Genomic DNA, 12,974 nt, shown 5'->3' with positions numbered 1-12,974 from the left:
GGCAGCGTAAATCGGGTGGGCACGACGGTTTAGGCACCATAGGTTGCGGCCGATGTCCAACGAGGATTGCCGCCATGACCATCCGTTTCCAGGCTCTTCCTACCGATGCGGTGCGCGCGCTTCAGCGTGGCGCGCCCGATGCATATGGCATGAAACCCGAACGCAAGATTTCGGACGGCGACGGCGTGCCGTGCCGCCATTGCCTCAGCAATGTGGGTGAGGGCGAGGCCTATCTCGTGCTTGCCTACCGGCCGTTCCCCGAGTTGCAGCCCTATGCCGAAACCGGCCCGATCTTCCTGCATGCCGAGGCGTGTACGCGGGCAGAAGAGGCCGACGAATTGCCGGAGCTTTTCATCCGGACGCGTGACTACATCCTGCGCGGCTATGGTGTCGACGATCGCATCGTCTACGGCACCGGCGCGGTGACGCCGACGCCCGAGATCGTCGGCAAGGCCGCTGAATTGCTTGCGCAGCCGGACGTCGCCTATGTCCACATGCGCTCTGCACGCAACAATTGTTATCAATGCCGGATCGAGTTGGTAGGCACATTCGACGCAGATGCCTGACCGAGTGCCATGAAAAAAAGCCCGCCGCATTGCTGCGACGGGCTTCGGATCATGATGGCGAACGCGCTTAGTTGAACTTGTACTTGGCGCCGACGCGGACAGTGTGGAAAACCGGCACCGTCTCGTAGACGCCGCCGCTGCCGTAGTCCTGGCCCTCAAACTTGGAGTAGCGGTACTCCAGGTTCACGGCGACGTTGCTGGACACTGCGGTTTCGAGACCGCCACCGACTGAGAAGCCGTCGACGCTCCAATCGAAGCTGTCGGTGAGGCCGCCGCCGGACATCTCTTCCTTCACATGCTGCCGGCTGTAGCCGCCGAGCACATAAGCGAGGGTCGATTCGTTGAGTTTCGTACCGACGCGTGCGAGCACGTCGAACCCATAGTCCGCCTTGCCCTTGTAGCTTCCGGATGGATCCTCTTGCAGGACCGTGGTCATGCCGGAGTAGCGGCCACCGATCTGGATACCTGCGACCCAGGTGTCGTTGAACTCGTGGTCGTAGCCGACGCTGAGTTCGCCGAAGATGCCGTCGCCGCCGAAGCCGTTGAACTCGCCGCCGCCGATGTGGATCTCGTCAGCAATGGCGCCTGCGCCCAGGGCACCACCGACATAGAATCCGGTCCAACTATAGGCCGGTGCGGAGAACGAGGCGCTGCCACCATTGTGGGCGCCGAGGCGGTAGTTGGCGCCGATGCTGAAAGTGTGAGTGGATGTCTCGGCATCAAGGCCTCCGACTCCAATGAACGGTTCGGTGCCGTAGTTGGCGTAGCGGTACTCGCTCTTCAGGGTCCAGTTGGCGGCAATCGCCGTCTCCACACCCAAACCGAGGACATATCCGTCACGGTCGCTGTCAAGGTCGAAGCCTGCCGGGGCGCCGGGGAGATCCGCGTCGATATGCTGCCAGCTATAGCCGCCAAGCACATAGCCCAGCGTGGTGGGCGTCAGCAGGTAACCTGCTCGCGCGCCGACGTCGAAGCCATAGTTGTTGGTGATCTTGGCTTCGTCCCCGCCTTGCTCCATCGAAAGACCGATGTTGCCGAATCGTGCGTCCGCGAAGGCGCCGATCAGGACGCGCTCTGAGAGCATGTAGTCGTAGCCGACGGTCACTTCGCCAAAGACGCCACCGCCTCCAACATCAGGCAAGCTGAACGGAGCTCCAGAAATTTCCAGGCCATGCTTGACCGCCCCGACACCGCCGCCGAAGCCGACATAGATGCCGCTCCAGTTGAAGGCCGCCGGCGATTCTGCCGACACTGCATCCGCAGCATGCGATGCCGAGTTGATTGCAGCAGCCGAAGCAGCCCCCAGCAGGAGTGCTGCGAAAGTCTTTCCAAAGTGCATTACATTACCCCACTACCAATAATCGGCTATATGGCACGTTGGGGCTGTCTATGCTGCAACTAATTTGTCACACTGAGAGATTAGCGAGTGGTGCACCCGAGAATTCGCATTGAATAGGCAAAGTCGAGCGAAGATAGGCGAACTCGAAAGCAAGTTGAGCCCGCCGCACCAATGGAGCGGGCCCGACGGACTACTCCTGGCGAATCACGCGGCCAGTGCCGACTTTGCTTCAGTCACCTCGTAGCCGAGCGCTTCGGCGACCGCGCGGTTGGTGATCCGGCCGCGGTGGATGTTCAACCCGTTTCGCAGATGCGGCTCGTCAGCAATGGCCTTGAGCCCGCGGTCGGCGAGCGCCAGGCCATAGTGCAGCGTGGCGTTGTTGAGCGCGTGGGCCGAAGTCACGGGCACCGCCCCCGGCATGTTGGCGACGCAGTAATGGATGATGCCGTCGACCTCGTAGGTCGGGTCGGCATGGGTGGTCGCATGCGAGGTCTCGAAGCAGCCACCCTGGTCGATGGCGACATCGACGAGGACTGCACCCTTCTTCATGCCCGACAGCATTTCGCGGCTGACCAGCTTTGGCGCGGCGGCACCGGGAATGAGCACCGCACCGATGATGAGATCGGCCGAGAAGCACTCTTCCTCGAGCGCTTCGACCGTAGAATAGCGCGTGTGGACACGTCCGCCGAAAATGTCGTCGAGCTGGCGCAGGCGCGGGATCGATCGGTCGATGATGCTGACGTCGGCGCCGAGACCGGCGGCCATGCGCGCGGCATGAAGGCCGACCACGCCCCCGCCGATGACCGCGACCTTGCCCGGAAGCACACCGGGCACGCCTCCGAGCAGCACGCCGCGACCGCCATAGGCTTTTTGCAGCGCTGTCGCTCCCGCCTGGATCGCCAGTCGCCCGGCGACTTCCGACATCGGCGCCAGCAGCGGCAGGCCGCCACGCTCGTCGGTGACCGTTTCATAGGCAACCGCAGTCACGCCGGAGGCCATCAGGCCTTTGGTCTGATCCGGATCCGGCGCGAGGTGGAGATAGGTGTAGAGGATCTGGCTGTCGCGCAGTTGCACCCATTCATGCGGCTGTGGCTCCTTGACCTTGACGATCATGTCGGAGCGCGTGAACACTTCCTCGGCGGTCTTGGCGATCTGGGCGCCTGCGGCGCGGTAGGCATTGTCGTCGGCGCCGATGCCTGCACCGGCGCCGGTCTCGACCAGCACTTCGTGGCCGTGAGCGACATACTCACGTACCGAGCCGGGAGTGAGCCCGACGCGGTACTCGTGGTTTTTGATTTCCTTCGGACAACCTACGCGCATTTTATGCTCCTCCGCAGCCGTTTCGGCCCTTGTTCTTTATTGACGAAGTCAATCACGAATCGTTCCGAATATGTTTGCGAAATGAGTTGCGCGTAAAGGTTGAGATCGATAATCCTTGCATAAATAGGCATCATTCTCGAAGGAAATTCGAAAAATGCCGTTGGACAGGATCGATATCGCCATTCTGGATGCCTTGCAGAAGGATGGGCGCCTGCCCAATGCTGCGCTTGCCGAGAAGGTCGGCCTCTCGCAATCCGCCTGTTCCCGTCGCCTCGATAACCTCGAAAAGTCGGGCGTCATCGCCGGTTATCACGCTCGGCTTTCCAACACGGCCCTCGGTCACCAGATGACGGTGATCGTGCATATTTCGCTGTCCGGGCAATTCGAAAAGACGCTGTCGGATTTCGAGGTGGCGGTGAAGCGCTGCCCCAATATCCTGTCCTGCCATCTGATGTCCGGCGAATACGATTACATCCTGCGCATCGCTGCCCGCGACCTGCCGGACTATGAGCGTATTCACAAGGAATGGCTGTCGGCGATGCCGCACGTCACCAAGATCAACTCGTCCTTCGCCCTGCGCGAGATCGTCGACCGCACCGTCATGGGCATCCGGCCGGACCTGGCCTGACGGGTTGGAGCGGCAGTCGGCCGAAGCGCCGGAATCGGCTGGCTCAATCCATTTCCCGAAGCTTGTCGCGGGGCTGTCACGCGACTCGGCTGGACTCGGGCGAATTTTGGCGCAAGATTTGATCTTTCGGACGCCGGCTAAATACTGTCAGTTCATTTCCCTGGAGAATGAAAATGTCCAACATGCTTCACCCCATATCTCGCCGTTCCTTTCTGGCGGGTTCCGCCGCGGCGAGCGCGCTTGTGATGTTGCACCCATTCTCGGCGCGCGCCCAGGCCAACCAGGCGCATTTGCGCATCATGGAAACCACCGATCTGCACGTCCACGTGTTTCCCTACGACTACTACGCCGACAAGCCGAACGACACGATGGGCGTCGCGCGCACCGCATCGATCATCGATGCCATCCGCGCCGAAGCCAGCAACTCGATCCTGGTCGACAATGGCGACTTCCTTCAGGGCAATCCGATGGGCGACTACATGGCCTATCAGCGCGGCATGAAGGATGGCGACGTCCATCCCATCATCAAGGCGATGAATGCGCTGGGCTATGATTGCTCGACCCTCGGCAACCACGAATTCAACTACGGCCTAGACTACATGTTCAAGGTGCTGGCTGGGGCGAACTTCCCCGTCGTCTGCGCCAACCTGACCAAGGGCCAACTCGCCGCCGATGCCGCCAAGGACGTGCTGTTCCTCAAGCCTTACGTGATCCTGGACAAGAAGGTGAAGGACGGCGCCGGCGCCGAGCACCCGATACGCATCGGCCTGATCGGCTTCGTGCCGCCGCAGGTGATGACCTGGGATTCCCGGCATCTCAACGGCAAGGCGATGACCCGCGACATCGTCAAGGCGGCCGAGGCCTGGGTGCCGCAGATGAAAGAGGAAGGGGCCGAGATCATCGTGGCGCTTTCGCATTCCGGCATGGGCACGCCGCAAGCCGCGGAAAACCTCGAAAATGCCTCGATCCTGCTCGCCGGCGTCGATGGTATCGATGCCATCGTCACCGGCCATAGCCACCTCGATTTCCCCGGGCCGAAGTTCGACGGCGTCGAGGGGCTCGACAATGCCAAGGGCACGATCAACGGCAAGCCCGGCGTCATGGGCGGCTTCTGGGGCTCGCATCTCGGCCTGATCGACCTGCTGATCGAGCGCGATGGCAACGCCTGGAAGGTCGTGAGCTCGACCAGTGAGGCGCGCCCGATCGCCAAGCGCGTCGACAAGAAGATGGTGCCGACCGTCGAGAGCAATGCGGAGGTGGAGGCTGCGGCCAAGGAAGAGCATGAGGCGACGCTCGCCTATGTGCGGACGCCGGTTGGCAAGACCTCGGCGCCCCTATACTCCTACTTTGCTCTCGTCGCCGACGATCCTTCGGTGCAGATCGTGAGCCAGGCGCAGGTCTGGTACATCAAGGACATGCTGAAGGAGACCGAGCACAAGGACCTGCCGGTGCTATCGGCGGCGGCACCCTTCAAGTCTGGCGGACGAGGCGGGCCGGATTATTACACCGACGTGCCGGTTGGCGACGTTGCGATCAAGAACGTCGCCGACCTCTATCTCTACCCCAATACCGTGCAGGCGGTGTCGATCACCGGCGCCCAGGTCAAGGAATGGCTGGAGATGTCGGCCGGCATCTTCAATCAGGTCACGCCAGGCAAGGCCGACCAGGTGCTGATCAATCTCGACTTCCCGTCCTACAATTTCGACGTCATCGACGGTGTGACTTACAAGATCGACCTGGCGCAGCCGCCGAAATACGACCCCAAGGGGGCTGTCCTGAATGCCGCTTCGAACCGCATCGTCGACCTGATGTTTGACGGCAAGCCGATTGATCCGGCTGCAAAATTCGTCGTCGCCTCGAACAACTACCGGGCCGGCGGCGGCGGCAATTTCCCTGAGATCAACGCGTCGAAGCTGGTGTTCGAGGCGCCCGACACCAACCGCGACGTGATCGTGCGCTACATTGTCGACCAGGGCACGATCAACCCCTCGGCCGATTCCAACTGGTCGTTCGCGCCTGTCGAGGGGGCATCGGTAATCTTCGAGACCGGACCCAAGGCCAAGGATCACCTCGCAGAGGTCAAGGCGGTCAAGATCGAGCCGGCAGGCGAGGGCGCGGACGGCTTTGCCAAGTACCGCATCACGCTTTGAGATTTGGCGGATCGGGAGGGCGGCTGGAGCGATCCAGCTGCCCTTGTTTTTGTGAATTCAGAGCGCCCGCCGTTGGAGGGCCGGAGCGATCATGTCGAGCGCGTCGGTCGAGATGCCGCCGGAATAGCCCGCGGGTAGTGCGTCGATCAACTCGGGGTCGTTCATGCCTTCCGAGAAGCCGGACGGATACGCTCGGCGGTGCACGTGTCGCGCTCCAGGCCGGCACTGTCGAACTCTTGTGACAAACCGCGATGGGCCAGCACTACAGGCTTTCCGGCTGCTCGGCCCGAGAGCAGCGACGTGTTGTTGAGGTAGATGGCTCCAGTGGCCGTTACGGCCAGGAGCAAAAAAATATTTCGCTTGCGCATGCCAGGAAGTCCCTCCGTTGCCTCGACCGAGGCAATGATACTGAGGAGCGAACAGGCATTTTCACGGCGGAAATGCGCGAATTGAAGACTATTTCAAGAATTAATCGGAGGTCTCGGATATACCGAGAGCGAAGACAGGCAGCAGGAAAAGTATCGCAGATGCTTGCGCCGAATAAGCAAAGCAACCCCTGACGAATCGAGACCCAGGCAAAGGTGAACAGCACAGGTCGCCGCTTTGCACCTACGCTTTGTAGACCACCTGCCTGACGTCGATATATTCGGCTCGGAATCCGGCCTCGCAATAATGGAGATAAAACTCCCAAAGCTTCTTGAACCGCTCGTCGAAGCCGAGAGGCACGATGCGCTCCCAAGACGACCAGAAGCGGCCCCGCCATTCGGCAAGTGTCCTGGCATAATCCTGCGGAAAGACGCGTTCGCGCAGATAGTCGAGCCCGTGCTCGGCCCCCAGCGACTTCAACAGCGTAGGTGTCGGCAGCATGCCACCGGGAAAGACGTAGCGCTGGATGAAATCGGGCCGCTTGCGGTAAAGCGGATAAGCCGCCTCGTTGATGGTGATGATCTGCAGCCCAGCGGTGCCGCCCGATGGCAGGCACTGCTTCATCTTGGCGAAGAAGGCAGGCCAGTATTTTTCGCCGACCGCCTCGAACATCTCGATCGAGGCGATACGGTCGTAGGCGCCGGTTTCGTCGCGATAGTCCTGCAGCTTGAAGTCGACTTTTTCGGCCAATCCGGCATCGTGGATGCGCTTGCTGGCGAAGTCGAATTGCTCGCTGCTGATCGTCAGGCCTGTCACCTTGCAGCCGATTTCGCGCGCTGCAAACTCGGCGAAGCCGCCCCAGCCGCTGCCGATCTCGAGCACGTGGTCGTTGGGGCCGATGCCCGTGTCGCGTGCCAGTGCCCGATATTTTTCGGTCTGCGCGCCGGCCAGATCGTTGGCACCTGTGGCATAGAGGCCCGAGGAATAGGTCATCGTTGGGTCGAGCCACTGGCTGTAGAAGGCATTGCCGAGGTCGTAGTGGGCGGAAATGTTGCGTTTCGAGCCGGTGCGGGTGTTCTCGTTGAGCCAGTGCCGTATCCTCTGGATGGTCGTGAGCAGCCAGTTGGTGCCGGCAACACCTTCTCCCGCCTCTGTGTTGACCACGAACAATTCCAGGAAGCTGGTGACGTCCGGGCTCTCCCAATCACCGTCCATGTAGGATTCGGCGACACCGATCGTGCCGCCGCTGAAGGCCCGTGCCGGCAGGTTCCAATTGTGCAGCACGATCTCGGCTTCCGGTCCGGGTGCCTTGCCGCCAATCAGGATGGCACGGCCGTCAGGCATCCTAACCGTGAGCGTGCCGCGTGGCAGATGCAGTGCGGCCGACAGTGCCATGCGTACCCGCGCCGGCAGGCCACGCGCTACATCCCTGATATTGCCTTCGTGGAGCCGCGTTACTCCACGCTCGATTGATTCGTCCGGTATCCTCTGGGCCATCTCGACGTCCCAAGCTCTGCTGCCCGTGCCGGCGCCTTCGGGCTCGTGTCCAGGCGTGTCCGTTGGACGCGCTGTCTGACGGATGACGCGTTGCCGGTCGCGCCGCCCGCTTGGCATTGCGGTAGACTTGACCTGCTTCCGCCAAGACTTTCGCGCGCCACGGTAAATTCCCGCCGTGATCTTCACCGCCAAAAGCGCGAACTTCAAGTGACATCTGGCAAGCGCTTATGTGCCAGGGGAGGAAGACGTCCGACGAGGACTGACAGGCCTAGGTGCTGCCGGAAACTTGCGTATTAGCGCGGCCTAACGCTTCACGACGGATTGAGGGCGAACTATCATCATTCCGGAGGCTGCTGAGCCTCGGGGAGGGCACACGATGCGCTATGTGATCGTGATAATGTGCGGCGCCTTGTTCCTGGTCTGGGACGTTTTCTACAACCACGGCAACGCGATCGGCACGACTGTGACGGAGGTACATCGCGTGGTGCGGATGGTCACCGGCTGAGCATCGCTGCGCGAATCGCCATGAGGCGCCTGTCAGGCTGCGTTGTTTTGCGGCCCGCAACACTTTGCCGGATTGACGCCGGTCGAAAGCCGACCCAAAAGGCGCCAGCAAAGCAGCAGAAGGAATTGTCGCTTGATCCGGCACATCGTGTTCTTCAGTGCGCGGCAGAAACAGGACGTCGAGACGATCCGCGAGGAGTTGTCGGCGCTCGGCGGAATTCCGCATTCCACCGTTTTCGAAGTGACGGTCAATACGAAGGTCGATCCGCTTTGTGACGAGATCGACATCGTCGTTTATGCAGAGTTCGCCGACCAGGCGGCACTTGCAGCCTACAAGGCGCATCCGCTCTACGACAGGACCACGCAGCGTGTGCGCCCGATGCGCGAGCTGCGCTATTCGGCGGACGTCGTCGCCGCGTCGTGATCAAAGCGCCCCGGTGCAGCCCGGAGCGCTTTTTAGAGTTCGGAAATCAAGCCTTTTTGGCGCGGCCGCGTGCCTTGGCCGGAACTGCGGCTGCCTTGCGTCCAAGACCAAGGGACTTTGCCAGTGCCGAACGCGCGGCAGCATAGTTCGGCGCTACCATAGGATAGTCGGCAGGCAAGCCCCACTTGGCGCGATATTCCTCCGGCGTCAGTCCGAAGTGGACCGCAAGATGGCGCTTCAACGACTTGAACTTCTTCCCGTCCTCCAGGCAGACGATGTAGTCGGGGAGGACCGAACGCTTGGGGTTCACGGCAGGCTGTTGCACCTCGACCGGCGCTTCGACAGGCTGGTTGAGCGCCAGGATCGATGCGTTGACGCTGGCGATCAGTTCCGGCAACCCGGTGGCGGGAACCTTGTTGTTCTCTACATAAGCGCTGACGATATGCGCAGTCAGTCCTAGGATGTCGATCTTGCTGTCACTCGTCATCGGCCGTCTCTCCGGGCAGTATTAAAGCAAAGTATGAGTCTATTCGAACGCTGGGTTGTATATCGGTGCAAACAGTGTCGGACGGCAAGCAAAATAATCTAAATAAATAGTGACCCCGACCAACGATGTGCTGGTCGGGGTTTTTATATTAGCCGATCAAAAGAAACCTTTGCGCTGCCACCAGCCACCTTTTTTCGGCTTGGCTTCGCTCGAAGCGTCGTCCTCGGCATCGACTGCCGAAGTGACTACCGGTGCGGCCGGCGCCTTCGTCGGACGTGCAGCAACTGCCTTGGCAACAACCTCTTGCTCGGCCGGAGCGGCAACCGCCTCTTGCTCGGCTTCAGCGGCAATCACCTCTTGCTCGGCTGGAGCAGCGGCAGCCTTGCGGCGCGGCGCACGGGGCTTCGCTGGTTTCTTCGCCGGCTTGGCTTCGGACTCGGGAGCTGCCGCATCTACGGCAATTTCAGCCGCCACAGCTTCTGCAACCGGCTCAGTTGCCGGCGCCTCGATTGCCTCGGCCTCCGCCTTCTTGGCCTTGGCCGAACGGCGCGGTGCCTTTTTCGGCTTGGCTTCGGCGGCGGCTTCCGGTTCTTCAGCCACAGCTGCGACTGCTGCGGCTTCGGCGACCGGCGCTTCGTTTACGCTGGGCTCGACAACCGCATCTTCGGATGCTGGCTGTTCGTCGCCTTCTGCCGAGAGCTCGTCGTCCTCCTTGCGGTTGCGCTTGCCGCCGCGCTTGCCGCGCCGGCGCTTCTTGGCCGCGGCCTCATCGGTCGCGGCAGCGTCTGCGCTTGTTGCTTCAGAAGCGACTTCCACTTCCGCACCGCTCTCGATCTCGGCATCGGAACCGGCCTCCTCATCCTCGGAGGCGTCGGCTTCCGAGGCGACGGTGGCTGCGTCGTGCGGTGCGCCATGCTCGCGGTCGCGGCCGCCGCGACGACGCCGGCGCTTGCGCCGCTTGCGGTCGTGCTGTTCGCCTTCGCCTGCTGGCTGGGCTGCGCGGGCCGGCTGCACTTCGGCGGCGGCGACGGCTGTTGCCTCTTCTTCCTCTTCGGCGACGATCTCGTCTTCGACCTCTTCCGGCTCTTCATAGGCCGGCGCGATCACCGGCAAGCTGAAGCTCGCCGGCTTCTCGGCGATGGCGCCGCGGAAGATGGCATGGTTCTGCGAGCCGACGCTGTCGTCGGCCTCGATCGTGATCGTCACGCCGAAGCGGGCTTCGAGGTCCACCAGCGTGGAGCGCTTGTGGTTGAGCACGTAGAGTGCGGTCGCCGCAGGCGTCTTGACGGTGATGTGGCTGCGCGAATCCTTGAGCAGGAATTCTTCGATGGCGCGCACGACCTGGAGTGCCACCGAGGAGTCCGAACGCACATGGCCGGTACCGCCGCAATGCGGGCAGGGCTTCATCGTCGATTCCAGCACGCTGGCGCGGATGCGCTGGCGCGACATCTCCATCAGGCCGAAATGCGAGATCCGGCCGACCTGGATACGGGCGCGGTCGTTCTTCAGGCAATCCTTGAGCTTCTTCTCGACCGCACGGTTGTTGCGGTTCTCCTCCATGTCGATGAAGTCGATGACGATCAGGCCGGCAAGGTCTCGCAGCCTGAGCTGGCGCGCGACTTCCTCGGCGGCTTCAAGGTTGGTGTGAAGTGCCGTCTCCTCGATCGAGTGTTCCTTGGTGGAGCGCCCGGAGTTGACGTCGATGGCAACCAGCGCCTCGGTCTGGTTGATGATGATGTAGCCACCCGACTTCAGCGTCACCTGTGGCTGGACCATCCGTTCGAGCTGCGATTCGATGCCGCTACGCACGAAGATCGGCGTGATGTCGCGGTAAGGCTGGACGACCTTGGCATGGCTGGGCATCAGCATGCGCATGAAGTCCTTGGCCTCTCGGTAGCCGTCTTCGCCGGCGACGAGAACCTCGTCGATGTCCTTGTTGTAGAGGTCGCGCACCGATCGCTTGATCAGGCTGCCTTCCTCATAGACCAGTGCGGGTGCCGTCGACTGCAGCGTCAGGCTGCGGACGTTCTCCCACAGGCGCATCAGATATTCGTAGTCGCGCTTGATCTCGGCCTTGGTACGGCTTTCACCTGCGGTGCGCAGGATGACGCCCATGCCCTTCGGCACTTCCAGATCGGCAACCACTTCCTTCAGGCGCTTGCGGTCCTGGGCATTGGTGATCTTGCGTGAAATGCCACCGCCGCGCGCCGTATTGGGCATCAGCACCGAATAGCGGCCGGCCAGCGACAGATAGGTCGTGAGCGCTGCACCCTTGTTGCCGCGCTCTTCCTTGACCACCTGGACCAGAAGAATCTGGCGGCGCTTGATGACTTCCTGGATCTTGTAGTGGCGGCGAACCGGCTTGCGGCGATTGCGCACCTCTTCGAGGGCGTCTTCCGCGCCGACCGACTCGACTTCATGGTCGTCGTGATGGGACGAGTGAACTTCCTCGATCACGCCGCCGTTTTCGTTTTCGGTGACGGTCGGTTCAGGCACCCGTTCGGATACCACATCGGCGTCGAACGACGCGGCGATCGATGTCGGCTCACGCTCGTCCGAATCGTCGGCTGCCGTTTCCGATTCGTCGCTGTGCGTCTCCGCAGATTCGCTTGTGGCAATCGAATCGCCGTCGTCGTCGGATGCGGCAGCGATAGGCTCGCCGTCGTCCTCCGAATGGGAGCCCTCGTCGTCGCCGGCTCCTTCGGGCTTCTGCTCGTCGCCATTGCGGCCACGGTTCTTGCCACCGCGGCGGCGGCGGCGTCCGCGGTTGCGGTCCTGGCCCTTGCTCTCGTCGCCTTCGTTCTCTTCGTCTTCCTCGTCCTCGGCTTCTTCCGCCTCGGCGCGCAGCAGCGCCTGCCGATCGGCAACCGGGATCTGGTAATAGTCGGGATGGATTTCGCTGAAGGCGAGGAAACCGTGACGGTTCCCGCCATATTCGACAAAGGCAGCCTGAAGGGACGGTTCAACCCGCGTTACGCGGGCGAGGTAGATATTTCCTTTGAGCTGCTTTTTGTCCTGTGATTCGAAATCAAATTCTTCAATGCGGTTACCGCGAACTACGACAACCCGTGTTTCCTCCGGGTGGGAGGCGTCTATCAGCATCTTGTTGGGCATTATTTGTCCTCCCGGCAGCCGTCAGCCGCGGCTTGCGGGAACTCGTCCGCCGCCGTGAGTTTGCTGATGAAGGGGTGCCGGATAATTTTGCGCCCGCCGGTCGCAGCCAAAACGCCATGACGGTGCCGCCCGCAGCCGTGATGGCGCGGTTATTTGCGGACCTGTCCATGATTGCGTCTGTGGCCAATGCGTGACCTTGCGGAACCTTGTTTCAAACCTAAGCCCGGGGAATCCGGACCAGCTACTTTGCTCTTACAGAGCCGGCGCGGGATGAATGTCCGGCCGTTTTTCTCACGCAGTCGCTACCCCGCCACGGGCCGCGCCTGCGAATCTCGTCGCGATCACTGAAATCGTTTCTCTTTTGCGAGTTGAGCCATCGCTCGTCGCGTGGTTCCCTAGCGGAAGGCGCTGAGGGCGCGGGCCCAGGATTGCAGTGATCCAATGTCGCTTTTATGATTTGGCGAGGTTGAGCGCAACCCTGATTTCCGACGCCGGCAAAGGCGGGTGCGACAGCCAGCAGGGGAGCATTTCCGCAAAGACTCGGTTAACCTTCTCTGGTTACCAGTCGTTAATCGAAGG

12 protein-coding genes are annotated in these 12,974 nt (G+C 61.7%); 6 read left to right on the top strand and 6 right to left on the bottom strand.

Going from position 1 to position 12,974, the window contains the following annotated elements:
* The first annotated feature begins 74 nt into the window (after positions 1-74).
* A complete protein-coding gene (locus tag CO731_RS18180) occupies positions 75-566 on the top strand; it encodes a DUF1203 domain-containing protein (RefSeq protein WP_108608221.1) in 492 nt (163 codons plus the stop codon).
* A 67-nt stretch (positions 567-633) separates the two neighbouring features.
* Here the strand turns inward: CO731_RS18180 and CO731_RS18175 are convergent, their stop codons facing one another.
* Positions 634-1,905, bottom strand: coding sequence for an outer membrane beta-barrel protein (locus tag CO731_RS18175; RefSeq protein WP_108608220.1), 1,272 nt, complete (start codon positions 1,903-1,905; stop codon positions 634-636).
* Positions 1,906-2,109: 204 nt separating this feature from the next.
* Positions 2,110-3,225 carry an alanine dehydrogenase gene (gene ald / locus CO731_RS18170; RefSeq protein WP_108608219.1) on the bottom strand — a complete coding sequence of 372 codons (1,116 nt, stop codon included), beginning with the start codon at positions 3,223-3,225 and terminating at the stop codon, positions 2,110-2,112.
* A gap of 154 nt (positions 3,226-3,379) precedes the next feature.
* On the opposite strand from ald, the gene CO731_RS18165 reads away from it, so the two are divergent.
* On the top strand, positions 3,380-3,853 hold the full coding sequence (locus CO731_RS18165; protein ID WP_108608218.1) for an Lrp/AsnC family transcriptional regulator: 474 nt from the start codon (positions 3,380-3,382) through the stop codon (positions 3,851-3,853).
* 173 nt (positions 3,854-4,026) lie between these two features.
* On the top strand, positions 4,027-6,003 hold the full coding sequence (locus CO731_RS18160; RefSeq protein ID WP_108608217.1) for a bifunctional 2',3'-cyclic-nucleotide 2'-phosphodiesterase/3'-nucleotidase: 1,977 nt from the start codon (positions 4,027-4,029) through the stop codon (positions 6,001-6,003).
* Between the two features lie 57 nt (positions 6,004-6,060).
* Here the strand turns inward: CO731_RS18160 and CO731_RS28780 are convergent, their stop codons facing one another.
* Together CO731_RS28780 and CO731_RS18150 are read right to left on the bottom strand one after the other, a co-directional pair.
* Complete coding sequence (locus CO731_RS28780; RefSeq protein ID WP_159091656.1) at positions 6,061-6,207, bottom strand: hypothetical protein; 147 nt, start codon at positions 6,205-6,207, stop codon at positions 6,061-6,063.
* Between the two features lie 405 nt (positions 6,208-6,612).
* Positions 6,613-7,866 carry a cyclopropane-fatty-acyl-phospholipid synthase family protein gene (locus CO731_RS18150; protein WP_108608216.1) on the bottom strand — a complete coding sequence of 418 codons (1,254 nt, stop codon included), beginning with the start codon at positions 7,864-7,866 and terminating at the stop codon, positions 6,613-6,615.
* Positions 7,867-8,242: 376 nt separating this feature from the next.
* On the opposite strand from CO731_RS18150, the gene CO731_RS29525 reads away from it, so the two are divergent.
* On the top strand, positions 8,243-8,371 hold the full coding sequence (locus CO731_RS29525; protein WP_256371626.1) for a hypothetical protein: 129 nt from the start codon (positions 8,243-8,245) through the stop codon (positions 8,369-8,371).
* A gap of 132 nt (positions 8,372-8,503) precedes the next feature.
* Positions 8,504-8,794, top strand: a complete 291-nt coding sequence (locus CO731_RS18145; protein ID WP_108608215.1) for a Dabb family protein — start codon at positions 8,504-8,506, stop codon at positions 8,792-8,794.
* A 46-nt stretch (positions 8,795-8,840) separates the two neighbouring features.
* On the opposite strand, the gene CO731_RS18140 is transcribed toward CO731_RS18145, so the two are convergent.
* A complete protein-coding gene (locus CO731_RS18140; protein WP_108608214.1) occupies positions 8,841-9,281 on the bottom strand; it encodes a MucR family transcriptional regulator in 441 nt (146 codons plus the stop codon).
* 156 nt (positions 9,282-9,437) lie between these two features.
* Entirely contained in the window at positions 9,438-12,395 is a 2,958-nt protein-coding gene (locus CO731_RS18135) for a ribonuclease E/G (protein WP_108608213.1), read from the bottom strand.
* A 32-nt stretch (positions 12,396-12,427) separates the two neighbouring features.
* Here CO731_RS18135 and CO731_RS28775 point away from each other — a divergent pair, with 32 nt between their 5' ends.
* The gene (locus tag CO731_RS28775) at positions 12,428-12,589 is read left to right on the top strand and encodes a hypothetical protein (RefSeq protein ID WP_159091655.1); all 162 of its coding nucleotides are present in this window, start codon (positions 12,428-12,430) and stop codon (positions 12,587-12,589) included.
* The last annotated feature ends 385 nt before the right edge of the window (positions 12,590-12,974 follow it).

The organism is Aminobacter sp. MSH1 (assembly GCF_003071665.1).
Lineage (GTDB): Bacteria > Pseudomonadota > Alphaproteobacteria > Rhizobiales > Rhizobiaceae > Aminobacter > Aminobacter niigataensis.
The sequence above is the reverse complement of the archived record's forward strand: the minus strand, read 5'-3'. Positions and strand labels throughout refer to the sequence as shown.